Annotated in this window: 22 protein-coding genes; 8 read left to right on the plus strand and 14 right to left on the minus strand. The window is 40.9% G+C overall.

Translation table 11 applies throughout. The features are described 5' to 3' along the window. Nucleotides 1–21 precede the first annotated feature (21 nt). The 9 genes from ilvC to ACP2AF_RS16225 form a co-directional block, all read right to left on the minus strand. The gene (gene ilvC / locus ACP2AF_RS16185; protein ID WP_425237192.1) at nt 22–1,497 is read right to left on the minus strand and encodes a ketol-acid reductoisomerase; all 1,476 of its coding nucleotides are present in this window, start codon (nt 1,495–1,497) and stop codon (nt 22–24) included. Nucleotides 1,498–1,533: 36 nt separating this feature from the next. Then, nucleotides 1,534–2,064 (minus strand): acetolactate synthase small subunit, encoded by a 531-nt coding sequence (ilvN, locus tag ACP2AF_RS16190; protein WP_425237193.1) that lies wholly within the window; start codon nt 2,062–2,064, stop codon nt 1,534–1,536. A gap of 41 nt (nt 2,065–2,105) precedes the next feature. Beyond that, nucleotides 2,106–2,690, minus strand: coding sequence for an O-methyltransferase (locus tag ACP2AF_RS16195; protein ID WP_425237194.1), 585 nt, complete (start codon nt 2,688–2,690; stop codon nt 2,106–2,108). Nucleotides 2,691–2,737: 47 nt separating this feature from the next. Beyond that, nucleotides 2,738–4,471, minus strand: a complete 1,734-nt coding sequence (gene ilvB, locus ACP2AF_RS16200; protein ID WP_425237195.1) for a biosynthetic-type acetolactate synthase large subunit — start codon at nt 4,469–4,471, stop codon at nt 2,738–2,740. Nucleotides 4,472–4,475: 4 nt separating this feature from the next. Then, nucleotides 4,476–6,152: a dihydroxy-acid dehydratase gene (gene ilvD, locus ACP2AF_RS16205; protein WP_425237196.1), complete on the minus strand. Its 1,677-nt coding sequence runs from the start codon at nt 6,150–6,152 to the stop codon at nt 4,476–4,478. A 404-nt stretch (nt 6,153–6,556) separates the two neighbouring features. Further along, nucleotides 6,557–7,396, minus strand: coding sequence for a biotin-dependent carboxyltransferase family protein (locus ACP2AF_RS16210; RefSeq protein ID WP_425237197.1), 840 nt, complete (start codon nt 7,394–7,396; stop codon nt 6,557–6,559). Continuing rightward, nucleotides 7,389–8,126, minus strand: a complete 738-nt coding sequence (pxpB, locus tag ACP2AF_RS16215) for a 5-oxoprolinase subunit PxpB (protein WP_425237198.1) — start codon at nt 8,124–8,126, stop codon at nt 7,389–7,391. The genes ACP2AF_RS16210 and pxpB overlap by 8 nt, the downstream gene beginning before the upstream one ends. Then, nucleotides 8,123–8,860, minus strand: coding sequence for a 5-oxoprolinase subunit PxpA (gene pxpA / locus ACP2AF_RS16220; RefSeq protein WP_425237199.1), 738 nt, complete (start codon nt 8,858–8,860; stop codon nt 8,123–8,125). Before pxpA ends, pxpB begins: the two co-directional genes overlap by 4 nt. Continuing rightward, on the minus strand, nt 8,861–10,054 hold the full coding sequence (locus ACP2AF_RS16225; protein ID WP_425237200.1) for an Nramp family divalent metal transporter: 1,194 nt from the start codon (nt 10,052–10,054) through the stop codon (nt 8,861–8,863). It abuts the gene before it with no gap. Nucleotides 10,055–10,296: 242 nt separating this feature from the next. On the opposite strand from ACP2AF_RS16225, the gene ACP2AF_RS16230 reads away from it, so the two are divergent. The 8 genes from ACP2AF_RS16230 (at nt 10,297) to ACP2AF_RS16265 (ending at nt 20,143) form a co-directional block, all read left to right on the plus strand. Next, nucleotides 10,297–10,740 carry a hypothetical protein gene (locus ACP2AF_RS16230; protein WP_425237201.1) on the plus strand — a complete coding sequence of 148 codons (444 nt, stop codon included), beginning with the start codon at nt 10,297–10,299 and terminating at the stop codon, nt 10,738–10,740. Nucleotides 10,741–10,756: 16 nt separating this feature from the next. Beyond that, nucleotides 10,757–11,320 carry a hypothetical protein gene (locus tag ACP2AF_RS16235; protein ID WP_425237202.1) on the plus strand — a complete coding sequence of 188 codons (564 nt, stop codon included), beginning with the start codon at nt 10,757–10,759 and terminating at the stop codon, nt 11,318–11,320. 124 nt (nt 11,321–11,444) lie between these two features. Continuing rightward, nucleotides 11,445–12,557: a pyridoxal phosphate-dependent aminotransferase gene (locus ACP2AF_RS16240; RefSeq protein WP_425237203.1), complete on the plus strand. Its 1,113-nt coding sequence runs from the start codon at nt 11,445–11,447 to the stop codon at nt 12,555–12,557. Between the two features lie 453 nt (nt 12,558–13,010). Beyond that, the gene (locus tag ACP2AF_RS16245) at nt 13,011–14,099 is read left to right on the plus strand and encodes a Gfo/Idh/MocA family protein (protein WP_425237204.1); all 1,089 of its coding nucleotides are present in this window, start codon (nt 13,011–13,013) and stop codon (nt 14,097–14,099) included. 184 nt (nt 14,100–14,283) lie between these two features. Beyond that, nucleotides 14,284–15,126, plus strand: coding sequence for a hypothetical protein (locus tag ACP2AF_RS16250; RefSeq protein ID WP_425237205.1), 843 nt, complete (start codon nt 14,284–14,286; stop codon nt 15,124–15,126). Between the two features lie 257 nt (nt 15,127–15,383). After that, nucleotides 15,384–16,622 (plus strand): cell envelope biogenesis protein OmpA, encoded by a 1,239-nt coding sequence (locus ACP2AF_RS16255; RefSeq protein WP_425237206.1) that lies wholly within the window; start codon nt 15,384–15,386, stop codon nt 16,620–16,622. Between the two features lie 204 nt (nt 16,623–16,826). Continuing rightward, nucleotides 16,827–18,650, plus strand: coding sequence for a PorP/SprF family type IX secretion system membrane protein (locus tag ACP2AF_RS16260; RefSeq protein ID WP_425237207.1), 1,824 nt, complete (start codon nt 16,827–16,829; stop codon nt 18,648–18,650). 863 nt (nt 18,651–19,513) lie between these two features. Beyond that, nucleotides 19,514–20,143: a response regulator gene (locus ACP2AF_RS16265; protein WP_425237208.1), complete on the plus strand. Its 630-nt coding sequence runs from the start codon at nt 19,514–19,516 to the stop codon at nt 20,141–20,143. A 194-nt stretch (nt 20,144–20,337) separates the two neighbouring features. Here ACP2AF_RS16265 and ACP2AF_RS16270 read toward each other — a convergent pair whose 3' ends face one another. The 5 genes from ACP2AF_RS16270 to ACP2AF_RS16290 form a co-directional block, all read right to left on the minus strand. Next, on the minus strand, nt 20,338–21,273 hold the full coding sequence (locus tag ACP2AF_RS16270) for a hypothetical protein (RefSeq protein ID WP_425237209.1): 936 nt from the start codon (nt 21,271–21,273) through the stop codon (nt 20,338–20,340). Nucleotides 21,274–21,402: 129 nt separating this feature from the next. Further along, nucleotides 21,403–21,984: a recombinase family protein gene (locus tag ACP2AF_RS16275; RefSeq protein ID WP_425237210.1), complete on the minus strand. Its 582-nt coding sequence runs from the start codon at nt 21,982–21,984 to the stop codon at nt 21,403–21,405. A gap of 337 nt (nt 21,985–22,321) precedes the next feature. Then, nucleotides 22,322–23,638 carry a serine hydrolase domain-containing protein gene (locus tag ACP2AF_RS16280; protein ID WP_425237211.1) on the minus strand — a complete coding sequence of 439 codons (1,317 nt, stop codon included), beginning with the start codon at nt 23,636–23,638 and terminating at the stop codon, nt 22,322–22,324. Nucleotides 23,639–24,114: 476 nt separating this feature from the next. Further along, the gene (locus ACP2AF_RS16285; protein ID WP_425237212.1) at nt 24,115–25,446 is read right to left on the minus strand and encodes a vanadium-dependent haloperoxidase; all 1,332 of its coding nucleotides are present in this window, start codon (nt 25,444–25,446) and stop codon (nt 24,115–24,117) included. A gap of 103 nt (nt 25,447–25,549) precedes the next feature. Then, the gene (locus ACP2AF_RS16290) at nt 25,550–26,425 is read right to left on the minus strand and encodes a helix-turn-helix domain-containing protein (protein ID WP_425237213.1); all 876 of its coding nucleotides are present in this window, start codon (nt 26,423–26,425) and stop codon (nt 25,550–25,552) included. Nucleotides 26,426–26,504 lie beyond the last annotated feature (79 nt).

Raw genomic sequence — 26,504 nt, forward strand, 5'->3', positions numbered from 1 at the left:
GACTTCTCAGGGATTTAATCGTTAAACAATAGGTTTCATTGCGGTCATTGACTCCCTGAGACGGGCCCCGACAATTTCAACCGGATGTTCCCGCAGTACTTTGTTTACCGTAATCAGTTTGGCATTATCCACCCCCGCATCCTTGCCTTCGCCAAAATGGGTGCCAATGACATCGGTATCTATTTTCTTCATAAAATCCGCTAACAAAGTCTTGCATGCATGATCAAATAGGTAGCAACCATACTCGGCTGTATCCGAGATTACCCTATTCATCTCAAACAATTTTTTCCGTGCAATCGTATTGGCAATTAAAGGAGTCTCATGCAGAGATTCATAGTATGCGGATTCCCCAATGATTCCAGATTCCGTCATGGATTCATAGGCCAATTCCACACCGGCTCTCACAAAAGCTACCATTAACACCCCATTGTCATAATATTCCTGTTCTGAGATTTTATCATCTCCCGCTGGAGTTTTCTCAAAAGCGGTCTCTCCTGTTGCCGCCCGCCATTCCAGCAGGTTTTTGTCATCATTGGCCCAATCTTCCATCATGGTCTTGGAAAAATGCCCTGTCATGATATCGTCCATATGTTTGTGGAACAAAGGTCGCATGATGTCCTTTAATTCTTCGGAGAGTTCAAAAGCCTTGATTTTTGCAGGGTTGGACAAACGATCCATCATGTTGGTGATTCCACCATATTTCATCCCTTCAGTAACTGTTTCCCAACCATATTGAATCAATTTGGAAGCATAACCGGGTTCGATCCCTTTTTCTATCATCTTATCGAAACAAAGGATAGACCCTGTTTGCAAAAGACCACAAAGAATGGTCTGTTCTCCCATTAAATCCGATTTTACCTCCGCAACGAACGAAGATTCCAAAACGCCTGCCCTGTGGCCTCCAGTACCAACGGCGTAGGCCTTGGCCTGTTCCAAGCCTTTCCCTTGGGGGTCATTATTCGGATGAACTGCAATAAGCGTCGGTACACCAAATCCCCTTTTATATTCTTCCCTGACCTCTGATCCTGGACATTTTGGAGCTACCATAATAACGGTCAGATCCTCACGTATCTGCATTCCTTCTTCAACAATGTTAAATCCGTGGGAGTAGGACAAGGTGGCACCCTTTTTCATTAAGGGCATCACCGCATTGATAACACTGGTATGCTGCTTGTCAGGCGTAAGGTTGATAACGACGTCTGCCTCCGGAACAAGTTCTTGATAGGTACCGACGGTAAAACCATTTTCTGTAGCATTTTTATAGGACTGACGTTGCTCCTTTATGGCGGCTTCTCGAAGTGTATATGAAATATCAAGTCCCGAGTCCCGCATATTAAGACCTTGATTCAAACCTTGGGCGCCGCAGCCTACAATAACGATTTTCTTTCCTTTCAATGCGGATACGCCATCCGAAAATTCACTGGATTCCATGAACCTACATTTCCCCAATTGCGCTAATTGATCTCGTAAGGATAACGTATTAAAATAATTTGCCATTTTGTGTTCTCTTTTTAATATTTAAAAGTTTAGGTTTTACTTATCTTGATAAAAATCTTCCAATATCGTGCTAATGGGCATCTCCGCTTTGGTAACGGTTATGCGCCCGGAACGGACAAATTGCATAATCCCAAAGGGTTCCAGTTGGTCATGCATCTCATCTATTTCATGTCGTCTGCCTGTTTTGGCCAATACAAAGAAATCCCGCGAAACGGTAACAATCTGTGAGTTACTTTCTTTAATGATATTCTGTATTTGCCGTTCATCGAATAGCAAATGTGAGGCAATCTTAAACAGGGCGGACTCTTGGTAAATGGTCTCATCGTCTGTATGGTAGAAAGCCTTGATGACCTCTATCTGTTTTTCGATCTGGGCGACAATTTTACGGGTCCAATCCTCAGTGGTGTTGACCACTATAGTAAATTTAGAAACATGTTCTATTTCTGATTTTGAGACGTTTAGACTTTCAACATTAATGTGTCTCTTTAAGAATATCCCGGATATTCTATTCAACAATCCTACATTGTTCTCAGAATACACCGATATGGTAAACCATTCTTTTTTCATAAGTCCATTTTTGATAGACCTTAACAGGTTTTGGAAACCTGTCAGATCCCAGTTTTAGCTGCCACGATCAACCCCGTGGACCAGTTCATTTTTGTAAGATTGAAATCTTTCCTTTTTTCCAAATAGGAAACCAATCCATTCACGTTCTCCTGATGTCCTTCCGGCCAATTGGGCTGGGCGGTCATATCATCAATAACATAAAATCCACCTACTTTTACCAAATTGAGAACTTCATCAATTTCACTATACTTTCCCGGCCAGGCATCGGCAAAGATCAAATCGAACTTTGTGCCAGTATATGTTTTTATCCAATTGGATGCGTCTTGGCAAAGGATTTGAATTCTTGGGTCACCCCCAAAATATTCCTCGGCGATATTGATCAATTCTTGGTCGTTATCCACCGTAATCAAAACGGATTCATTATCCATTCCATCTACCATCCATGACAAACTCAGACCGATTCCCGTACCCAGTTCCAAAAAACTTCCTTTAGGCTTACTGCCTATCAAAGTTTTCAGTAACGAACCAATGTACAAATCGGAAGGCATCGTAAAGCCTATTTCAATGCACTTACGTTCTATTTCCGAATGGATTTTTGGCTTATCAAGAATATGGGTATCGTTCATGATGCAGTTTGGATAGACTTATTTGGCTTGAAAAATTAAAATCTTCATTACTTTAATCGAATATCGGATACCGATGCGCCTGATGGTATCATAGGAAACACATTATCTTCCTTCTCTACCCTAACCTCCAAGAAATATGGATTTTTGGAAGCCATCATTTCCTGGACGGCCGCTTTTAAATCCTTACGTTCCGTAACACGTTTGGCTTCTATGTGATATCCTTCCGCAATCTTCACAAAATCCGGATTGGTCATTACGGTAGAGGCATATCTGCTTTCAAAAAATAATTCCTGCCATTGCCGAACCATACCCAAATGATCATTGTTGAGTACTACGATCTTTACAGGAATATTATGCTGAAAGATGACCCCTAACTCTTGAATCGTCATTTGATATCCCCCATCCCCGATAATGGCGACCACCTCACGATCCATAGCTCCCATTTTAGCACCTATGGCCGCGGGCAATGCGAAGCCCATGGTCCCTAATCCACCTGAGGTTATATTACTCTTGCTATGCTTGAATTTGGCATATCTGCAGGCCACCATCTGATGTTGACCTACATCCGTAACCATTACGGCCTCATGTCCTGAGGCCAAATTAATTTCCTCAATTACCTCCCCCATGGTCAAGCCAGGTTTCGTCGGATGTAAATCCTTTTCGATTACTTGGGCAAATTCTTCCTCATATTTCTTATCAAATTCCTTGCGCCACTCCTCATGGGAATTGTCATTGATAAGGGGCAGAATGAGTTCCAAAGTGGTCTTGGCATCCCCAAGTACCGCTATATCTACAGGGACGTTCTTATTGATTTCAGCAGGATCTATCTCAAAATGGATGATCTTTGCTTGCTTGGCATAGGTATCCAAGCTACCTGTTACCCGGTCATCAAACCGCATTCCAATGGCAATGAGAAGGTCGCATTCATTGGTCAATACATTGGGACCATAATTGCCGTGCATTCCCACCATTCCCACATTCAAGGGATGACCGGTGGGTATGGCGGATTCTCCCATAATGGTCCACGCAGCAGGAATCCCAGCTTTTTCAATAAATGCCTTTAAAGCTTTCTCGGCCTTTCCCAGGATTACGCCTTGGCCCCAAACTATATAGGGTTTTTTTGCCTCATTGATCAATTCTGCGGCCGCCTCAATGGCCTTTGTACTTGGTTGGGGCACAGGTTTATAACTTCGTACTCCCGTGCATTTTTCATACGTAAAATCAAATTCCTCAAATTGGGCATTCTTCGTAATATCGATAAGTACCGGGCCAGGACGACCTGACTTGGCAATATAAAATGCCTTGGCCATCACTTCAGGAATCTCCGCAGCCTTTGTAATCTGATGGTTCCATTTGGTGACAGGTGTTGATATTCCTATGATATCCGTTTCCTGAAAGGCATCCGACCCCAATAGATGTCTTGGAACTTGCCCCGTAATACATACTATGGGTGTTGAGTCTATTTGTGCATCGGCAAGGCCCGTAACCAAATTTGTCGCTCCCGGCCCGGACGTGGCCATGGCTATTCCCACTTTTCCAGTAACCCTGGCATATCCTTGGGCTGCATGAGTAGCACCCTGTTCATGCCTCGTTAAAATATGAGTCAACTTGTCCTGAAACTTGTACAACTCATCATAAACGGGCATGATGGCCCCTCCTGGATAACCATAAATCAAATCTACACCTTCGGCCAACAAACAATGGATAATGGCCTCGGCACCGGTAATCGTTATACCTGTTTTTTTCGTGGATCGGTCCTTTTTCAATTTTACTGTTTCCATACAACTATATCTCATCGGTAACACAGCCCTGGGAGGCTGATGATACCGTTTTTGCATATTTATATAAACTACCTCTTTTTACCTTTAGTTCGGGTTGCTTCCAATGAGCACGTCTTTGCTTCAGTTCTTCATCGGATAGGTCTACTGAAATTTTGTTCTTCTCGGCATCTATAGTCACCATATCGCCATCTTTCAACAAGGCTATGTTTCCACCCTCCTGTGCCTCAGGGGAAACATGGCCCACCACAAATCCGTGAGTTCCTCCCGAAAAACGCCCATCCGTAATTAAAGCAACCTCTTTTCCTAATCCAGATCCCATAATGGCTGCGGTCGGCTTTAACATTTCAGGCATTCCAGGACCTCCTTTTGGACCTTCGTACCGAATAACAACAACATCACCCTTTGTAACGCGACCAGCACCTATACCTTCATTGGCATCGAACTCGCTTTCAAAAACTTTGGCCGGACCTGTAAAGTGTAGTCCCTCCTTGCCCGTTATCTTGGCAACGGCGCCATCCTTGGCCAAGTTTCCATATAAAATCCTTAAATGCCCTGTTTCCTTTATGGGATTGTCCAATGGTTTTACAATTTGCTGTCCCTCTTTCAAACTTGGAATATCGGCCAAGTTTTCAGCTACCGTTTTACCAGTCACAGTCATGCAATCACTATGTAACATTCCATTTTCCAGCATAAACTTCATAACCGCCGGAGTACCTCCTATGCGATGAATGTCCTCCATAAGATAGCGCCCACTAGGCTTTAAATCTGCCAAAAAAGGAGTGGTATCACTAATACGCTGAAAATCATCAAGTGTAAAATCTACGTTGGCCGCCTTAGCTATGGCCAGAAAATGTAAAACGGCATTGGTCGACCCACCCAACACAATGACCAAGCGGATGGCATTTTCGAAAGATTTTTTTGTGATGATATCACTTGGTTTAATATCCTTTTCCAATAGGTGTTGTATGGCCTTTCCTGATTCAAAACTATCTTTTTTCTTGGTATCCCCAGTAGCCGGATTTGATGAGTTATAGGGCATGGCCATACCTAAAGCCTCTATACCGGAAGCCATAGTATTGGCAGTATACATACCACCGCAAGCTCCTGCCCCGGGACAAGCATTTTGAATGACGCCTTTATAATCGGCTTCGTTCATGGTGCCCGCCACTTTTTCGCCCCATGCCTCAAAGGCAGATACAATGTCCAGCTTTTTATCTTTAAAACAGCCGGATGATATGGTACCCCCATAAACCATTATCGAAGGCCTATTTAAACGGATCATGGCCATCAACGCACCAGGCATATTCTTGTCGCAACCAACAATAGTAACCAAACCGTCATAATTCATAGCTTGCACTACCGTTTCCATAGAATCCGCGATGATATCCCTTGATGGAAGAGAATATCGCATACCTGAGGTACCCATGGAGATTGCATCACTTACTCCAATGGTATTGAAGATAAGGCCTACCGAACCACCGGCCTGAATACCCTCTTTGGCGTCCTGTGCCAAGTCGTTAAGATGCATATTGCATGGATTACCCTCATATCCCGTACTTGCCACCCCAATAAATGGTTTCTTCAAATCTTCCTCGGTAAGTCCTATGGCATAGAGCATAGCTTGTGCTCCTGGTTGGGTATCATTTTGAGTAATGGTCTTACTGTATTTATTTAATTCCATTGGATTGTTGTAATTTATTCGGTTTGGTATTTTTCGACAATCAAAGATAAATCTTTCCTCTACCGTATTTTTTTAACTAAAAAGAATGATCTAAATCCAATTGCTATTATATTAATTTACAACACTAATAATCAGATGGATAGCCACTTAATCTATATCATATTCAATAGAAAGAATACGGTTTGCCATCTACAACTAAAAGGTCCTAATCAAAGAAAAAGCCTGTATCAAATTATATTCGATACAGGCTTTCCATTAAACAATGTAAATCCGTATCATCTACCTAAGCAGACGACAAGTACCACATTGTTTATATTAGGATTTTTATCCATGCCTCAATATTACATAAAAAATAGGTGGTGGCAAAACCTGCCTTTAGTTTTCTAGAATAGGAAACAAAACTTTCAGACCAATTTAAATGAGATGATGTCTCCAAATTTCTTTTGGGCCAAAATGGAAATGGCCTTGTCGGAAAGTTGAAATATTCTAGGGTATCCCCCGGTGGTCTGACCGTCTTTCATCAATATCATGATCTTGCCGGACGGAGTAAGCTGTACCGTTCCAGGTAAGGTGGCTGACGTTAACATACTAACCTTATGTCCGGCTATATGTTCTAATAACTGATAGGCCATACGATCGTTTTCGTTGGCAATGGTAAAATTTTGAAAAAACAAGGCTTCCAATTGCCTATCTTCCAAAAGTCCATACTCGGGGCCCTTGGAAACAGTTAACACCTTGCTATCTAAAAAGGAATCAACCTTTAATTCATCGATTTTAGGGGAAAACACTTTACAGCTGTCATAAGCTATGGTCTGGTTATCCTCGAAATGGCTTTTGGGTGTTATAGGCGCATACATAGATCGGCTTCCTAGTATTTTATCAGTCTTAAAACCATTTTTAACAGCCAGATAACTTCGGAAACCCTTTTCTAATTTGCCATAGGACAAGACATCGCCAGGTGAAACTTTATATACTTTGAAGCTTTCAATACGATTATTGTTCAAGGTAACGACATGTTTCGCACCTCCAACACATATAAAAGTAGGATTTTCAAATTCCAAAATGGGACCGGTCATTGTGATTTCCATTACGGCAGAATCAATAGCATTCTCCAAAAGCTGGTTGACCTTGTAGGCGGAAGCCGTATCCATAAAACCGGCAACCGGCACTCCTTTGTTTAGGTATCCAAACCTTCCAGCATCTTGAATTGTGGTAAACAAACCGGGTTTTAATACCTTAAGCATTCCATTTGGTTTTTTCCAATTTATAAATACCCACTTCAGCCTCAATTTTGTGTAAATCGTATTCCGCCCTAGTAATGGAGTAAAACTGCACCTTGTCCCCCACGTTAACAAAGCAGGGGTCTTCCCTTTTAGGGTCGAACATTGGCACAGAACAACTTCCGATAATATTCCACCCCCCCGGAGACTCCTGAGGATAAATTCCCGTTTGCTTCCCGGCCAAACCAACCGAACCTTTCCTTACCCTTAATCGAGGTTCTGCCCTTCTGGGCAGTTCCAAAGATGGGGGTAATCCACCTAAATACATAAATCCGGGCAAAAACCCTATTCCATATACCGTATAGATATGATTTGTGTGCAGGTTTACAACTTCCTCTATGCTTTTTTCCAACCTTTCAGAAACACCTTTTAAATCTATGCCCAGTTCCAAATCATAACAGACCGGTAGTCTCCAAATAAACCTTTGGGGCAAGGAAGCTTCTTCCAATTGAGTGTACCAGACCTTTAGTTGTTCACTAAATTCCGTAAAGTCAATCGGTGCTTTTCTGTAAATTAGGGTCAATGAGTTGTAGGCCGGTATCATCTCCCAGTTGTCCTCGCTAAGATGGTTTATTCTAAGATGATTTTGAAATTGCAGGATATTTTCCAGTACGGCCTCGTTCACTTCATTGGGCCATTCGATTAATAGGGCATGTACGCCAAAAGGTCGTATAGAGATTGGATAGTGGGTCACTTTTTTAGTTGGATATTCTGGTTTGGTAATTCTTCGGAAAGATACGATACTATTTGTAAAGCAAAGGGGTTATCGCCATGAATACATATGGTATCTGCCAAAATATTAACCGAATTTCCATTAGAGGTTTTTATTTTCTTGTTTTTTACAATTGAAATCACTTGTTGCAGTACCTCCTTGGGGTCTGTGATAACGGCTCTGGGTGAATCTCGGGAAACCAGACGCAAGTCTTCGTGGTATTTCCGATCTCCAAAAGCTTCATACATTACGGAAAACCCATGATTTATAGCTTCTTTGGCCATCACTGAAGCATAGGGCACATATATAGGTGTTTTGCGTTTGTATATTTCCAATGAGGCCAACACGGTTTGGGCCAAGCTGCTATTCTTTGCCACGTCATTATATAGTGCACCATGTAGTTTTATATGGTTTAAATCCAATTTTTCCATTTTTAGGATGGATGTCAAACTTTTTATCTGTTCTTGAATACTTTCAATTAATAAATTATTGGAAATATCCAAAGAAATCCTACCAAAATTCTTTTTATCCGGATAGGAAGGATGCACACCAATTTTCACTTTAAACCGCCCGGCCAACCGCACGATTTTTAGCATAGTTTGCCTATTTCCCGCGTGTCCCCCACAGGCAATGTTGCAAGAAGATATAAAGGGGAACAATTTTTCCTCGTTTCCTATGCCCTCTCCAACGTCACAATTAATATCAATTTTGTCCATCTAAAAAATATCAAAGACTTTTAAAATGCTTTTCACTCCTAGAAGAATTGCAAGGACGATGATGAGCACCCCAAAAACGTTCTGTGGAATTTTGTTCCTATATCCTCCCATTAAGGCGGACCTGTTCACCGCCCATAACAAGAAAACAGCTGTAAACGGCAATAAAATACCATTGGCTATCTGTGCGAACTTAATGATTTCAATAGGTCGTATGCCAAAGGACATGAACAATACACCCAGAATCAAAATGATCACCCAAACTGATCTGAATCTATAATCCTTCATTCCAGCTTTCCATCCAAAACAACTATCTGCCACGTAAGCAGCTGCCAAAGGAGCAGTTATAGCAGAAGTAATACCGGCGGCGAATAATCCAACACCCATGCAATACCGTGCTGCATTCCCATATAGGGGCTCCAGACCTTTTGCTAGATCCAAGACCCCGGAAACCGACTTTTCTGGTATAGCAGCAGCGCCAATAATTATAGCCATGGATACAAGTCCACCCAGTACTAAGGAAAAAAAGGTATCCCAGCGGGCCCATTTTAAATCTTCCTTTGTTTTCCATTTTTCACCGACCAAGGAAGCATGAAGAAAAAGATTGTAGGGTACCACGGTAGTTCCCACAAGCGCAACAACGGTAAGAATACTATCTTGAGGCAAAGCGGGAATAAAGATTGCCTGCAGTATCGCTTTGAAATCGGGCTTGGTAATCAAAGCCGTAATCAGGAAGGAAAAGCTCATGATAATAACCAATGAAACAAATACTTTTTCCAAAGTCCTATAGTTGCCCAGATACAACAAAAGGAATACGAACAACCCAACTATAAAAGGATAATATTTTATGCCCTTGGAACCAAAAACGGCTTCAAGCCCTAAAGCGCCACCACCTATATTACCCCCTTCGTATGCTGCATTGCCCACAACTATGGCCATAAGTATAATCCCGATGATCAAATTCCGCAAAAAGGGGGACCTGATCTGTGAGCGTATCACTTCAGCAAGACCATTTTGAGTTATGATTCCAAGGCGTGCGGACATTTCTTGTAGGATTATGGTAGCGATAATGGACAAAACCATAGCCCATAGCAGGGCATAGCCAAATTCCACTCCGGCCAAAGTGCAAGCCGTAATGGTACCCGGTCCTATAAAAGCCGCTGCAATCAAAACCCCAGGGCCTACTTTTTTAAACATAGTTCAGAAATGCTATGGTTTTATAAATATAGATGGTAATGGTTTAACCCAATTGAGACAAAGGAAAGAATTTCACAACAGTTTTAACATTTTTTAATGCCGTTCATCTAAAAAATTGCAGTTCGTCTAAAAACGAGGTGTCATACATCGATGTTATATACTATTCCCAAAAATAGGCGGTTATTAATATCACAAATCGAATTGTTCCGATTGTTATCGGCACAGAAAATTGACCTACTTAAATGACATGTTTAGAATGCAATAAAAATCTGGGCTATCTGGATCACAGAAATTCCATGGAGTCCTTAGGCGTGGAACTGTGCTCCCAGCACAAAGCACGTATGGAAGATCTGATGAAAAAGAAGGGAACACCATTGGAAGCCATTCAACTGTATTATGGTCTTAAGAAAGTAGGCGTTGCAGCTATGTTGGAATGGTGGGATGGTAAAAAATCAATAGATATTGCCATCTCTAGGGTCAAGTTGAATATTGAGATAGATACGGAATACCATATGATGACCCATGAACAGGCCATAAATGATCTGGAAGAAACCATGCACTCCTTTAGAAATGGTTTTACCACTATCCGTATACCTCATGTCCTGGTCCGACATTATTTGAAAGAGACCGTGAATAACATCATTGGAATTATGGAGGGTTTAAAGGCAAATGTTAAAGTAATATAATTTAAAGCCAAATTTCATGTCAGTATCCCACAAAGTTTTGAAAATGCCCATAAGGGTGTCCATTGCCATCCTACTTATAGGCATGTTGGCCCAAGTATTACAGTGGCCCTATGCATCTGAAATTATGCTTATTGCTTTTGGGGCACTTGGTATTTTATATGTGATACGTTTTTGGAAAAAAATAGAAAAAAAGTTTATTGATTACGTTAAATTGATATTGGTGGTTTTTTGGACAACCAACGGTATTTTTAGAATATTAGACTTTTCATATACCATAGTATTCCAAGTAATCATAGCCGTTTCCTTTCTTACTTGGTTTGTTATGGAGGGAACCGCCTACTTCCTGGATGAGGATAGAAAAGCGAAAAACAGTTTATCCCAAATCCTGTGGAACTGCGCCATGGTTTTGGGCACCTTGGCCATTATATGCGGTAGCTTGTTGAAAATACTACATTGGGATTATGCCATACCCCTATTTGCGGGTGGCATTGCTATTGTCGGTGCCTATATCCTTAAAGATATATTTCCCTTGAAGTCCTTAAAAAATGAGGACGGGAACCACGAGGAGTTTCAATTGTAAATAGGTATTTTTAATCATATATCTTTTTTCCTTTCAAAAGGGTTCTCCAATCTTGTTGAGCTCTACCTTAAGGTGCCCAAATCTTCATTTATTATTTGTATCTTATTTCTCATAAGAACAGTTTATGAGAAATCTCGACCGAAGAAACTGGTTGAAAACCATTGGATTATCAGGCGGCTTTGCATTGTTTAACGGATTGGAAAGCTGGGCCGTTGATTTTCCCAATAGGCCTTTTCCGGTGGAAGGTCCAATACGTCTTAATGCCAACGAAAACCCTTATGGGCCATCAAATCGGGTACGTGAAACAATTACCTCGTCGTTGAGCGAGGCCTGTCGTTATCCTTTTAGGGCCCTGTCCGGTCTTGTAAATGGAATAGCAAAAAAAGAAGGGGTTACCAGAGACCATGTTGTGGTGACAGGTGGTTCCACAGAAGGTTTAAGGGCGGCTGGGCTTACTTATGGCATCGGTAATGGAGAAATTATAGCGGCCGACCCTACTTTTCATGTTATGATGCAATATGCCGAGACTTTCGGTGCTCGCATTCATCGTGTTCCCGTAAACGACAAAATGGTCCATGATCTGGATGCCATGGCCGAAAAGGTAAACCAAAAAACCAAATTGATTTTTATCTGCAATCCTAACAATCCAACGGGCACCATTGTCGAAGGAAATAAACTTGTGGATTTTTGTAATTCGTTCGATACTAGGACAACATTGTTCGTAGATGAGGCCTATTACGATTTTATTACCCAAGCCGACTATCCTTCCATGATCGATTTGGTCAAAAAAGGGCGAAATGTAATTGTATCCAAGACTTTTTCCAAAGCCTATGGCCTTGCCGGGCTTAGGGTGGGTTACCTTATTGCCAGACCGGATGTTGCCACTAAATTAAAAGCAAGTATAATGGCCAATACCAATATTTTGGCCATAGAAGCGGCCAAGGAGGCTTTAAAGGATGATGACTTTTATAAGTTTAGCCTGCTTAAAACAGAAGAGGCCAAAAGACATATCTATGACACATTGAACGATTTGGAGCTTCGTTATATTCCCTCTCATACTAATTTTGTCTTTTTTAGAACGGGTCGTTCAATTCAAAGTCTCATTTCTGCAATGCAAAAAGAAAATGTATTGATTGGTAGGCCATTTCCTCCTTTTCTGGAATGGGCTCGCATAAGCACCGGAACTTTAGAAGAAACGCAGTCCTTTGGTAGGGCCCTAAAAAAGGTCATGGCCTAGCAAACACCTCAATCACGTGCATTACAACGATGTTTTCCTACCATTTATCCTAGTAAGTTTGTTTTGGGTCTGTGGCAAAATAGGTCATTCATCGATATTACAACCTTTTGCCGAATATTCCTTCGTTACATGGAGCTTTTTATAGCACTTTACTTTTGCTATTGTTTCTTTACTGAAATCCCAAATCCAATGGACAAGAAAACCGCTTCAACGTATTTAGTCTATGCTTTTTGTACTTTCTGCATCCTTTGGGCATTCTTTGTACTTTTCTTAAAGCTATCCTAATTCTACTTATTCTAGCTTATTTGCATATAGGTTTTCAGAAGTACCTAAAGGTTTTCCCATTTCAACCAATGATTGCCAAAAAACTTCTCATTCTCTTTTTATCATCATTTCGCCAATAATTGATTTTTTCAAATTCTTGTCGTACTTTTTAGTCAAAATCGAGAAAGTATGGAAAAGCAACGACGAGAATTTCTACGAAAAACAGGTATGCTGGCCGCTGCAATGGCACTAGCTCCCAATATATTGATATCCTCCACAAGACCACAAAATAAAAAACTAGGCGTCGCCTTGGTAGGTCTAGGGTATTACAGCACCGATATTCTTGCACCTGCACTTCAATTGACCCAACATTGCGAACTCAAGGGGATTGTTACCGGAAGTCCGGAAAAAATCCCGGTATGGCAAGAGAAATATGGTATCCAAGATAAAAATGTCTATTCCTATGAAAATTTTGATGGCGTCGCCAACAATTCGGATATAGATATCATTTATGTAGTGCTGCCTCCTTCCATGCACGCGGAATACACCATACGAGCCGCAAATGCCGGTAAACAGGTTTGGTGCGAAAAACCCATGGCGCCCTCCGTTTCCGATTGCGAGGCTATGATCAAGGCTTGTAAGGACAATAAAGTAAAGTTATCTATCGGATATCGATGCCAGCATGACCCGAACATTCAGGCCTATATGAAGGCAGCCAAGGAAAAGCCTTTTGGGCCCGTAAAAATGGTTACTTCCGCAGCAGGATATTTTGATGGACGGTCCAATCACTGGAAGCAAAGAAAGGCTATGGGCGGGGGTGTAATGGGCGATATGGGGGTGTACGCCATTCAGGGAGCTCGACTGGCGACCGGAGAAGAACCTGTTTCCGTTCTGGCCCAGACCTTTACCACACGTCCCGAGATATACCATGAAGTGGAGGAAACCGCTATGTTCCAATTGGAATTTCCCAGCGGGGCAAGAGCTGCATGTCATACCAGCTACGGCATCCGCATGAACCACTTGAACATTACCTATGACAAAGGGTGGGTAAAAATGGAGCCTCATTCCTCCTATAGTGGAAATAAAGGTTCAATGTCCAACGGAACTCAAATTAATTTTCCTTTGGAAAATCAACAAGCCAAACAAATGGACGATGATGCCCTTGCCATTAAGAACAATACAGCCTTGATTGTTCCCGGTGAAGAAGGATTACGTGATATTCGCGTTGTTGAAGCGGTGTATAAGTCGGCGGCCAAGGACTGTCTGGTAAAGATGTAAAAGGGAGTCAATACGATTATGTTCCTATCGATTTCGGGACTACCGCCTAGCTTTTAAGAATGCTTGGATGAAAGAGTTCATGATATTTTATGAGAAAATTATCTCTGTATTACTAGTTTTTACAATACTACATTCTTTTTTTCGTTAATTCTATATCAAAAACCTATTTCAAGGAATTTTATAAGTGAATTCAACCTTTAAATACTTTGTTGCTGTTCTTCTAGTTTTGGGTATTGGCCTATTGCCCATACCAAGCGCTTTTGCTAACAATAGTCTTCCGGTTTTTCTCAAAACGGATGGGCCCAGTATTGTGGCAAAGACCGCTATCAGAATTACCTACCCCCATAGCCAAACCATCTGGACCACTGCGGACACAGTGACATTGAAATGGACCACAAGGAACATTGAACGGGATAAAACCATAAAGTTTTATTTGTCCAAGGACGATATGGTAGTACAAGAACTCGGTATTTTTGAAAATTCGGAATATGCGGAAGGAATTGTACTGCACAGAGGATTGCCTGCGGGAGACAACTATAGGGTTATCGGTATTGAACTCTTCCCTGACGATAAGTACAGTATCGCCAAATACGCCACATCGTTTTTCACCATTAATAAAGCTCCCCGGCCTATAAAAAAAGTAGCGCCAAAACCAGCTGAAAAACCGGTTGTTCGTAATACTTTTGAGGGTCGAAAGCTTGCCTACGTAAAAGAATTGACCGTGAAGGGCAAAGAGATACGAATCAATCTTTGGGATCATGGACGAAAGGATGGGGACATTGTTTCCATATACCTTAATGGGGTTGCAATAGTATCAGAATATTATCTGGAGTACCGAAAAAAGACTTTTGAAGTACAATTGGATGCCAGCAAGCCCAACGATCTCTTTCTTTATGCCCACAATCTAGGTAAATTTCCACCTAATACGGTTTCTATTGAAATAGTGGATGGGGAGGACTCCGAAAATATTGTTCTCAATTCGGATTTAAAAAGTTGTGAAGCTGTTTTGATCAATGTGGAAAAGTAGGCCAGTTATTCAAAATCTAACTTGATTTTAGATCCGCATTTTCATAGGTTCTTCAAAATAATAGCGCAAATCACTAGTAAGGTACTGATTTACAGGTATTTTAATCAATTTTCAATGTATTGCTAGTAGAGTATTTAGGGTTCGATTTTAACAAAATAGGGGTTAAAACAGCACAAAACCTATGAATTTTTGTTAAGTAAGGGGTCGAGACATTTTGTGAACTTTGTCGGAGATTATTAACCCTTTATCGATCCACTATGAAAAATTCTACAACCCACAGCCGCATCTTAGGATGCATTCTACTCTTCTTATGTTGTTCATTATCCGCTCAACATTCCAACAAACCCAATTCTAACGTTCTGGACCTTTATAGTACCTATAAGCAGCTGGACAGTTATCTAGAAATGAAAAAAATGGGATATGATGACCAAGCGATTTTTGAAGACTTGGGAAACGCCAATTTTTTGGCCGAGAACTATGAGAATGCCGTTTTTTGGTACACCAAATTAAAGGATGTTAGCAAAAACGGCTCACTTAAAACGAGTTATCAAAAAAGGTACGAGCATGCACTCGTGAAGACCTCTGGAATTGCTACATCAGATCGGTCAGATAATGACGACTGGGTAGCTGATGTTAAGGCAGACTATCAATTGGAGGACAAATCGACCAGCAAATACTGGGATTTTGAATTCGGTCCGAACGGAGAGCTTATCACAAGTGCCGAAAAGCCTATGGACCATAGCCTTGAAGCTTTGTTGGACAATACAACAAACGATCCAAATACCTACAAGGCGCCCGTGGCCTTAACGGCCAATGGCACCGTTGCTTATTTCACCAAAGCCGTTTTAATAAAGCCAGAGTATGGTATTTTCTCCAAAAAAGAAAGTGTACAGAAAATATTTAAGGCAGAGAAAATAAATGGTCAATGGAAAAACATAGAGGAAGTCGCTTTATGTCCTAAGCATTACTCCGCAACGCATCCCACTGTTTCAGAGGATGGTAAACGTTTATTCTTTGCCTCAAACATGCCGGGAACCTATGGAAAATATGATATTTACGTTTCCACGATACACGAAGACGGCACATTTGGAGTTGCCAAAAACCTAGGGGAAAAAGTGAACTCCAAAAAGAACGACCTGTATCCTAACTTGGCAGCCGACAACACGTTGTTCTTTGCCTCCGACGGACGAAACGGTTATGGTGGCCTGGATTTGCATATGGCCCAAGTAGGTAGCAAAAAAGTCGATTGGTCCGTGAACCTTGGTAGCGATATCAATAGTAAGGAAGATGATTTTTCCCTGGTTCTTCCAACTCGGGATCGACAAGGCTATGTAGTATCCAATCGCGGAAAGGACAAGGACAATGTACAACGTATCGCTTTTACGTTAGACCATAAAAAATACAGATCGCATCTAAAAAGTGAAAATGATATTCTTGAGGCATTGTACAGCGAAAACAACATCGATTACTCTTCCACTGTTTTTGAAGACGAATAATAAATAAATTTTTTAACCCCTGCTATCCCCGATTATATATCGCGTTCAACGAGAATACCAGTACATGAACAAATCCATAAGATATATAGGGGATAGTAATTAAGCAATTGGATTTCACGGGTCCACTACCCAAACTCCAACTGTAGTAAACAAAGAAGGTATATCGGAACCTTATCCGATAGCACAACCATAATATTAGTCAAGATGAGCCGTATTATTAATTTGACAAATAAAATAGGTCTTCTGATTCTATTTTCCACAGTAATACAAATTCAGGCTGCCTACGGCCAGGAGGAAGAATCCACTCTGAGCTCCAGCAGTACTTATCACAATCAATTGTTTTTTAATAGGTTCCTGATCAATCCTACATTTTCATTGGTGAGGGAAAACAAGTCCTATATAAACTTGTTACATAGAAATCAATACGCCACTTTTGAGGATAACAGCCAAAATTACTTTCTTGGTTTTAGCAACAAGTTGAACGAGAATACCGCTTTGGGCATCAGTGCCTATACCCAATGGCTAGGTGTAGTGCAAGAGTTCGGTTTTAATGCCAACTATGCTACTTCAGTACGATTGAGCCCTTCGAGCAGACTTAGTTTTGGAACCAATATTACGTATTTTAACAAAGGACTGGATCAAAATCGAATTGTTGCAACGGAATCGGATGAAAGAATCAACGAGTCCAGAAAGGAGAGTAATCTGGCCATTCAGCCTGGAATCACACTTTCCCTTGGCAAGTTCGATTTTGGCCTATATGCCACAGATTTATTACGTTACAATCAGACTACCAATACTTTTTTAACCAGTCTTAATGATAAGAGCCTTAAGGCTTCCTTACAATACACACATTCATTTGATGCAACACGTGGATTATTTGAAGACGCCCGTTTAATGCCACTGGCACAATTGGGTAAAAACCCGGATGGAAGCTTAGCCTACGTGGGTTCCCTATTACTTGATTTGCCAAACTATGGCTGGTTGCAGACCAACTATGATAACACCTACGGATTAGCAATGGGGTTCGGGGTAAATCTGAACAAAAAAATGTCCATAGGCTATTTGGTGGAAAAAGATATCACCACCCAAGAAACGGATTTGGGCTGGAACCATGAAGTATCCTTGGCTTACACCTTTCAGGATCGCACTACCAGTCTTGGCGGTTTGGTAGATGCTTCCGAAGACCATAAGATAGACGGCATTGTTAGAAACTATGAAGAGCAGATTCTAAAACTGATCGAAGAGAACAAAAAATTGGCTCAAGGGAACACTCAGGATTTAACAAACCAGCTATCGAAGAGGAATAAATTAGCCAAGAAAGATAGGGCAAAGTCAAAAACCAAAGAGGAAGCGCATATAAGTTCGGCAGAGGAGTATACGGGCTCCTTGGCCTACGAAAACCGATTGATCTTGGATGAACTCATCCTAAGGCAAGATTCCATTGAGACAGCACGTACCGCGGCATTCGAGAAACGGTTCGAGACTATGGTACGCTTGTTGCGAAATGATGTAAAAAATAGTATAAAGGCCCTTTCACCGGAACCTAACAGTCCTGTACATACACAACTGGCTTCGACAACAAAGACTGAGAATCCGGTCAAGAAGAGTTTGAAAAACAAGGAAATCGTACGCCCTGTTAAAAATAAGATTACAAGAAATTACAATGACCCCATTGCTGTTTTGGAAAATACAAAACGGAAGGATTTTGAAGAGCTGCCTATAAAGGTATTGGATCAATCCGATGTAGTAGGTGTAAAATCCGGTTATTATGTAATAGCTAATGTTTATAAGAACAAGAAATACTTAAATGCCTTTATGAAGCGTTTAAAAGACCAAGGTCTGGATGCTAGGCATTTTTACAATAAGGAAAATGAACTGCACTATGTGTATTTAGCCGATTTCAATTTCAAGGATGAGGCGAGAACGGCCTTTGTATCTGATCTGGATGGAAAATACCAAGATGAGAAATGGATAATGGAGGTAGCCGATAACAATTCTGCCATAGTTTACAATTCATATTCGGAGTGAAATAAAGAGATTAAAAGAAATTATGATTAGTGGGTCCTAGTTTTTGTGGTTGGAAACTGGGTAAAAAAATAGCGGGGCTTGTCCCCGCTATTTTCTATTTAGGCCCACCAAATTTTTATCTCCTTTAGCACAATATATAGATCAAACCTACCGTTTGCATTATATAACAATACGTAACCCCCGAATTATGATTTCCTTACCCAATTTTGTGACCTTGCCCAGAGGCTGGTCCCTGCCAGATGCGATGGAATCGTTTTTAATGTAACTATTTTTCATCCACAAACCAATCGGTCGGTTCCTCGACCAACTGCATAAAAAACCCTATAAAGTGTGCATTTGAACGAAAATACGCACATCCTATATGTTTTTTTTAATTTTTTTATCTAGGTTTAGAATCAGATAAAAGCATAGAAAACTATTGTCTAACCCAAATCCCACTAAATGAAAACACGTCTACATTTTAGTTTCAGCCAAAAAAGTAGCGTTGGCCACCACCCAAAGACAAGGAGATATCCTAAAGTCTGTACAAAGGATGAACCGGCGCATTTGTAATCCCATTTATGTGCTTTAAGCATAGCTTATTGCACAAAGCACATTGATTCTTTTAGTGCAAAAAGGGATACTATTCCATTTAGGCTTTATGCCCTATTAAAGGAAAAGTCCACATTACAAGGTTCTATAGTATACCTTGGTCATGGACGTTACCCATAATTCGTATGGATTATAGGGCCATATCTACTTGTGCTATATTATTTTACGATTAAATATGATGTTACCAAGATTTTCAACCACAATTTCCCCACAACCACGGCTGCCCATGGCTGTAACAAGTTTCACGGGTATGTCACAAAACCCAAATCATTATGAACCAGGACCCACTAAAAATTGTTATTATAGACCATGAACAATTATTTCACAACACCTATGAAACCTACTTTGACTCGTTTCTGGAATATGCGTTAAAGGGCGTCTACCCCACCATAAAAGATGCCCTATGCGCATATGATCACATATTTCCAGATGTTATCTTTTCGGAAATAGCATTACCGGACCGGTGTGGAATTGAAAGTATTCCGTTATTTAGGGAAAAGGACCCCGATGTCAAAATTATAATGTTGAGTTCCAGTAATGATTTTGAGCTAATCAAGAAAGCATTTAAGTTTGGAGCCAATGGCTATGTAACCAAACCTTTAAATGAAAGAAGTCTATTCAATTCCCTGGACGCCGTAGAGCGTGAAGGCGCAACTTTAAGTAGCGACATTGCCAAAATGATTATTTCCATCTTCCAAAGAAAATCAAGGCAGTATTTCTCGGAACGGGAAAACCAGGTTATCGATTACCTTTGCCAAGGTGCCACATATAAGACTATAGCGGAAAAACTATTCGTTACGACCAGTGCGGTAAATTTTCATATACAGAACATCTACTTAAAACTGGATGTCAATTCCAAATCGGAAGCGCTTTCCAAGTTACAAGAATTGGAGTATGCATAAAAAAGACAAGTGAAAATGCAAACTCAAGTATCAAGCTCAAGTTTGATAGTTCAAAATTCTAAATCTTAAATTCAAATCTCAAGAAAATAACTACAATTCATCCCGATTGACATTTGAGGTTTGGTGCCTTCAATCGGCCATATGAACTTTTAAGCATCAACTATCAAAGGAGAAACGACTAATGGTGCCTTCCTTTATTTTTTCGTGACCTCTTTTTTATGTTTGTCCGCACCTTCTTTGGATACCACTAATATTTCCGGTTTGTCCTTTCTAAGGCTTACTTGCCAATCATGGAACACTTCCCAGGTATCGTTTACGAAAATCGGGGTTCCGTAGGCTTTAATTAAGGCTTTCCTGACTCTACTTTCCTCCTGTTTTGCCGTAAGGATCCAAAGTAAGTAAAGCTTACCCTCGGCATTGAATTTTGCCTCTATCTTCCTAGGGAAGCCGGCATATTCCATTCCAAAACAGTTGAACTGGGTTTCGCCATTGGGAAATTCCCTTTCATCTAAAAGAGTGGTCATCTTCTCAAGCCGAGGTTTAAGCTCTTGTATCGATGCCCCAAATTTGAAAATCTCTGGAATCTTACCCGACGCCGTATACTTTGTGACCATTTTCTCTGTAGTCAGGTATGGGTTTTTCCAGGCAAATAGATTGGTATGTAGCCCCTCCTCTGTAAGGAAAAAAGCTTCGTTTTCCTTTTCATTTACCACCATGTTATCCTTTCCCGTATAGAATTTGTATCCTTTGTAAAACTCAATATCGGAAATCTTGGAAACGCCATCCCCTTTTGCCGAAATGAAATTCAATTGGCCATCCGAAAAAGTAAACACTATCTTATCAAAAAAGTAGTAGTCGTACCTACTACAATCCGAACATACGAGATGTTGTTCGGTAAATTGGGCCAAAGGAAAAGCAATTTCTTCGGTGTTTATGTCTATTTGATATGCCGATTTACAAAGTTTATCCATACTCCTCTTTACCATTTCCGGACTATCGGACATTTTTACGCCATCAAAAAGTTCATTCATTTGCCCTAAGCAATCCAAAGGGGTTAAACTCATAACAATTGTCCCTATTACTACCATTCCTCGAAGAAAAAAATGGTATTTCTCTTTTTTATCTATCATTCTTTATGCTTTGGCATAAAGAGTATGGTAAAAAGCAATTGTTACAAAATTGTGGAAACCAGGTTTCTCTCTATTCCGTAGAAGTCGCGAAAATGGCAGAGCTAAGGGTCATTATATTGAGTTTTTGTATTATTTGATCAAGGCCTTCACCTTCTGCACGGTTCCCAAACTAACATCGCATAACCTGCTCGTATTTCGCATGGTATGGCCTTCCCTTAGTCGCCTAATGACGTGACTGTACTTGGCTAGAATCTCTTCCTTGGATTTCTTGGAACCTTTGGTTCTACCTTTATAGACGCCTTTGGCCTTTGCCAGTTCAATACCTGCCCTCTGGCGTTCCTGCAGGTTTCTGCGTTCCATTTCCGCAATATTGGTCAATACGCTTATTATGAGTTTAAAGGTGGGATCGGGCTTTCCAACAACTAGGGATTCCAAGTCAAGGTCATCCACTTTAAGGATAATCCCGTTGTCGTCAAAATACCGTAAGGTGGATAGAATATCCATTAGGTTGCGCCCTAACCTATCGATAGCACGGACACTGACATAGGTAATGTTTTTATCTTCCAAAAGTTCCTTTCCCCTCGGTCGCTTATGAAACGGAACCGAACCGCTGCAGATGTCTAGATACAGCTTTTCATGGCAGTACTTATTGTGCAACCAATGTTCCATCTGCTGGTCCGGGGCATCGATACGGATATACCTTGCATTCATAGAAATTGCTTTTCCAATCCCCGAATATCGCGATAAAAATAGAAGGGGCACTTCTAATACGGTTCTAAGGCGCATATTTTCGATTTACGGAAGGCGCTAATGCCCGAAGTGGGAAGTGAAAATATTTATTTACCCGTACTTGGTATTTTATGGAAATTCAAGAATCAAATTCCACGAATATGGTTCAAGTTCAAATGTTAGGTTGCGGGTTTCGAGTTTAAGTTGTTTTATTTTCCATACTTCATACTTCCAATTTCGTATTTCGTACTTCTAGTTTTGTGCTTGGAATTTGGGATTTCTTACGGAAGAAGGATTACATTCCTGTCTGTGATTAAGTTCACGTCCCTGCTGATCCAGAGGGTTGGGAGCTGACCACCGACTGATTCGGAGGTGTTTCGCCAGCGTGGACCCCAATAATCTCCTGAACGATATTGTAAAGGTCAGTAATCACGTGCTGGGCTATCCTGGATTGGTTATTCAACAGAACGCAAATACCCAGATCTTCATCAGGAAAGACCGCTATTTCATTGCGGAAGCGGTTAACACTTCCCCCATGGTGCCACATGGTGTTTTCGATCCCTGGATTACCTGATCTGTAGGTATGAATCCTCCAGCCAAAACCGTAATACGAGGCCATATGTCCGGGCCAGCGTTGATAGTACTTCAGTCTCCCAGGTATCTCAACAAATGGCGTAAAGGTTTCCTGTAATGCCTCGCTTGTCATTACATCGGGACGATGACCCAGCAAAAACTGCATCCATTTGGCCATATCCTCGGCATTAGAGTTAATACCTCCGGCAGCAACGGCATTAAAGTAGGAGTCGGTTAGCTTGCCGGATTTCCACCCACGCCTTGCTTTAACATGTGGTTTGGCCTTGTTCCCTGTCTTCCCGAGGGCTTCAAAGTCCATAGTGGTCGCGCACATTTCCAACGGTTTGAAAAAACGTTCTTCCAAGGATGTGGTAATCTCCTGTCCAGTAACCTTCTTCATCATTTCCCCGGAAAGCGCAAAAAGCGCATTTTGATAGCTATACATTTCCCCAGGCTTGCTTATAGGCTCTACCTCAGCAAATCTGCCTGCGATTTCGTCCAGGGATAGCCCAGCCTCCACCAGATTTGTGTAGCTGTGATAGGGTGCCCCTGAGGTATGTGATAATAAATGGGCCAAGGTGATGTTTTCAGTATTCTCGCGATCCCCTAACTCAAATTCGGGAATGTAGTCACTGACCCTGTCCTCCCAGGTCAACTTTCCTTCACTTTTTAGATCTGAAGCAAGCACTCCTGTAAATCCTTTTGAAAGCGAACCCAATCGGAAGACCGTTTGCCCGTCTACCTTTTTGCCTGTAAGGCTATTCTTTATTCCGAATCCGTCCGCCAAGAGTACTTGTTCCCCATTTACAATACTTACGCCGGCACCCACAACTTCCCCGGCGGCTATGGCCTCACTAAAATAGGAGTCAACGGCCGTTTGCAAGGCGGTCTGTAGTTCTTTATCAAAAACTGTATTGTCCTGTTTTATAGATATATAGATATTTTTATTCGAAGTTTCTATTGAAGAGTTTGTGGCTGTAAAGGAATTATTGCTGCATAACGTCAGAACAAATAAGAAAAGAAACAAAGTCGCCAAACCGGCGAAGATTTTAAATCGGTTCATGTGCAAAAATAGCTTTTGTCTTGATTTGGTAAGACATAGGACTTATGAATATTAAACCCATTAATTTGTTGATTATTATACGTTGCGGTATTTTTTTCGGGAACAGCCTAAAAATAAAGAAAATCTTTTTAATTAATACATAGGTAGAAATTCCAAATCTCAAAATCCAAAATACAAGGTTGAAATTCAAGCTCAGGCTCAAGTTCAAACACAAGGATTAAATGTTAAGTTTTGATTTTTTGGTTCTTGACGTTTAGCGTTTAGCGTTTAGCGTTTAGCGTTTGTAAAAAAGCTATTTTTTCAGCAATTCAAACTTCCAATTTCGTATTTCGTACTTCTAGTTTTGGACTTGTGATTTCGAATTTGTCATTTGGAGTTTGTTATTTTACAACTGGCCCAGCCAACTCTCTTAAACCAACCACCCGTATTGGATAGCTCAAAGGTGTAATTGGTGTTAATAGCTGACTTGTTTTAAATTATTTCAACGGTTTCAGAAAATTTTGACATGCGTATTCGCCTATTTTCACCCCTAACCTATTCCCCTCTTCTGAATCGTATCTAAAGTGGATTCCCAAATAAAGTCGAGACATGGCACCTTCAAGACCCGCCTTGGAGAAACTATTGAATGAACGTTCTGGCGGATCCATTTTCATTTTATCGGACATCGGCCCGGAGCTATCCACTTCCGGGACTACCATGGTGAAGGCATAATCATCGCCAAATCCCAACGTTTTTGCCAACACAGTCATGCCAGAACCACTTCCCGAGCCGTGCGCAGAAGGATATGAAGGAAACGGATAGGTGTGATTATGAAGCGTATTCCACGTTGTATCTGGATCCGTATTTGGGTTGCCATCATTTGCAGCCCAACGTATAGCGGTATATGGCCTCCAATGATTATAGAAAAACTTGTTATCAAAAACACATACATAGGCATCGTAAATAGTCATATTTAATAGAGCAAATGACCTTGTCGCCGTCCAAAGGTCAATTCCTTCCTTTTGTACAAGATCACCGGCTAATCTATTTAAGGATATTTCAATGAACTCCTTCCACCACATGGCAAAATGAGCCTGATCTTTAGTTCTCGTCGTGCTTACGGAGGCACCAACTTCTTTTACTTCATTGAAAGCTTTGGTATAATCATTACTAGTAATTTCTGGAGGTGGAGGAGACCTGAAATGATCAGAGCTCTTCAATAAAAATGTTTTTGCTTTTGACCAACCCGCACCAAATATGAACCCTTCGGGGGTGCCGCTATGCTCATTGAACTCAGCATAAACACCAGGAGCCATGGGATGCCACGTGTATTCTGACTGTTCATTCCAGGTATCATTATTGCGTATTTTTAAGATGGCATTCGCTGAAGCCTTACCCAGACTTATACCATCCTTCTGCGAATCTCCGTCTTCAACCATACTCAACCAGTAGTCTAACTCTTGGTCCAATTCATCCTTCCGATCAGGGAATTGATCGACAGCCACATCATAGGCTGCCTGTGCAACTGCTGCAATCGGATTGGCATCCGGCGCATTTCCCTTATAAGCATAAGTGGTATATTTGGGCGCTATAGCATTAAGTGCATCATGCATTGCTACATGCATCATTGATGTGGTTCGGACACCTTTTAGAGTAAATAAATTATCTTCGGCAATAGCAAAATCAATGACCTTCTTGTTCCAAATCGTTACAATCTCTCCAGAATAAACTGAAATATCCTTTTTTTGTGGTGCACAGCCCTGCAAAAATGAGAGAATCAATATAATTGCCAATAGGGTATTTTTCTGTAGTCTGCGTATAATTTCCATATCGCTTCTTATTAGATGAGAATACAATATTAGGAAATAGCTAAAAGTCAAAATATGCTCAGAATATCAAATGATATACTGAAAATCTCAGTCGAATGCCAGTTCAGACTTTGATTAGCCGTTGCTTTTTGAACGCCAATGGTGCACTGTGGAAGCGTTCTCTGAACGTGCGTATGAAATGTGATGTATTCTCGAAACCCGACTCAATGGTTATTTCGCTAATATTGAGGTCGGTTGTTTCCAATAGATATTTGGCGTAATCGAGTCGTTTCCCTTTCAACCATTTCCCAGGTGTTGTTCTGTATGTCTTTACAAAATCCCTATTAAAACTTGCTAGACTTCGGTTAGACAATTTGGCAAAATCCTTTAATTTCAAATTAAAAATAAAATTCTCCTCCATAACCAATTTCAACGATTTCTTTCCTGAGGCGGCAATTTCTTTGAAGCACTTTGTGGCAAGAGGGTTATGACCACTAGTCGCGATATTGACAATAAGCTCTTTGAACTTTACCTTGAGTAAGCTTTTTGAGGGTGGGGAAGCTTGTGAAAAGTAACCCATTAATGAATTGAAATAATGTATCAGGCTTTGATTCAACGCCAAAGGAATTACCGAATCTGTTTGCTCCTCAAGGGTTTCATTAATGAACAAATTAGTTTCATTCCTGAGAACCGAACTTATGAACTCATCTGGCATAAAAATTAGCAGGGCACAGAAATCGCCATTGAGTATTTTAAATACGCGATGCACTCCCTTTTTCAGAAACGCAGCATCTCCAGCCTTTAAAATATACTCATCGGTTGGGGTTTTCCATCTTCCTCCACCAACAAAAACATAACAGAAATAATTCTTTTCCGTGGAGTAGTCCACAGGTGATCCCTCTAGGGGGCAATCATATGCGGTAAACAAAACGTCATCCACTGACATCTGCCTAAAAAGAGGGTTCCCTTCAACGAATTTATAAAAGTTGATTATCTCCATAACCAAAGAATATTTTTGTTATCCAACAAGTATACTATGTTGGATGTTCAATATGAAGCATTTACCTCTCTAAGATAAC

Source organism: Ulvibacterium sp. (genome assembly GCF_965248315.1).
Classification (GTDB): Bacteria; Bacteroidota; Bacteroidia; order Flavobacteriales; family Flavobacteriaceae; genus Ulvibacterium.

Bases quoted from the DNA above. Each gene is read 5' to 3' on its own strand.
- ilvC (WP_425237192.1), bottom strand. From the start codon at position 1,497: ATGGCAAATTATTTTAATACGTTATCCTTACGAGATCAATTAGCGCAA.
- ilvN (WP_425237193.1), bottom strand. From the start codon at position 2,064: ATGAAAAAAGAATGGTTTACCATATCGGTGTATTCTGAGAACAATGTA.
- ACP2AF_RS16195 (WP_425237194.1), bottom strand. From the start codon at position 2,690: ATGAACGATACCCATATTCTTGATAAGCCAAAAATCCATTCGGAAATA.
- ilvB (WP_425237195.1), bottom strand. From the start codon at position 4,471: ATGGAAACAGTAAAATTGAAAAAGGACCGATCCACGAAAAAAACAGGT.
- ilvD (WP_425237196.1), bottom strand. From the start codon at position 6,152: ATGGAATTAAATAAATACAGTAAGACCATTACTCAAAATGATACCCAA.
- ACP2AF_RS16210 (WP_425237197.1), bottom strand. From the start codon at position 7,396: ATGCTTAAGGTATTAAAACCCGGTTTGTTTACCACAATTCAAGATGCT.
- pxpA (WP_425237199.1), bottom strand. From the start codon at position 8,860: ATGGACAAAATTGATATTAATTGTGACGTTGGAGAGGGCATAGGAAAC.
- ACP2AF_RS16225 (WP_425237200.1), bottom strand. From the start codon at position 10,054: ATGTTTAAAAAAGTAGGCCCTGGGGTTTTGATTGCAGCGGCTTTTATA.
- ACP2AF_RS16230 (WP_425237201.1), top strand. From the start codon at position 10,297: ATGACATGTTTAGAATGCAATAAAAATCTGGGCTATCTGGATCACAGA.
- ACP2AF_RS16235 (WP_425237202.1), top strand. From the start codon at position 10,757: ATGTCAGTATCCCACAAAGTTTTGAAAATGCCCATAAGGGTGTCCATT.
- ACP2AF_RS16240 (WP_425237203.1), top strand. From the start codon at position 11,445: ATGAGAAATCTCGACCGAAGAAACTGGTTGAAAACCATTGGATTATCA.
- ACP2AF_RS16245 (WP_425237204.1), top strand. From the start codon at position 13,011: ATGGAAAAGCAACGACGAGAATTTCTACGAAAAACAGGTATGCTGGCC.
- ACP2AF_RS16255 (WP_425237206.1), top strand. From the start codon at position 15,384: ATGAAAAATTCTACAACCCACAGCCGCATCTTAGGATGCATTCTACTC.
- ACP2AF_RS16260 (WP_425237207.1), top strand. From the start codon at position 16,827: ATGAGCCGTATTATTAATTTGACAAATAAAATAGGTCTTCTGATTCTA.
- ACP2AF_RS16265 (WP_425237208.1), top strand. From the start codon at position 19,514: ATGAACCAGGACCCACTAAAAATTGTTATTATAGACCATGAACAATTA.
- ACP2AF_RS16270 (WP_425237209.1), bottom strand. From the start codon at position 21,273: ATGATAGATAAAAAAGAGAAATACCATTTTTTTCTTCGAGGAATGGTA.
- ACP2AF_RS16275 (WP_425237210.1), bottom strand. From the start codon at position 21,984: ATGAATGCAAGGTATATCCGTATCGATGCCCCGGACCAGCAGATGGAA.
- ACP2AF_RS16280 (WP_425237211.1), bottom strand. From the start codon at position 23,638: ATGAACCGATTTAAAATCTTCGCCGGTTTGGCGACTTTGTTTCTTTTC.
- ACP2AF_RS16285 (WP_425237212.1), bottom strand. From the start codon at position 25,446: ATGGAAATTATACGCAGACTACAGAAAAATACCCTATTGGCAATTATA.
- ACP2AF_RS16290 (WP_425237213.1), bottom strand. From the start codon at position 26,425: ATGGAGATAATCAACTTTTATAAATTCGTTGAAGGGAACCCTCTTTTT.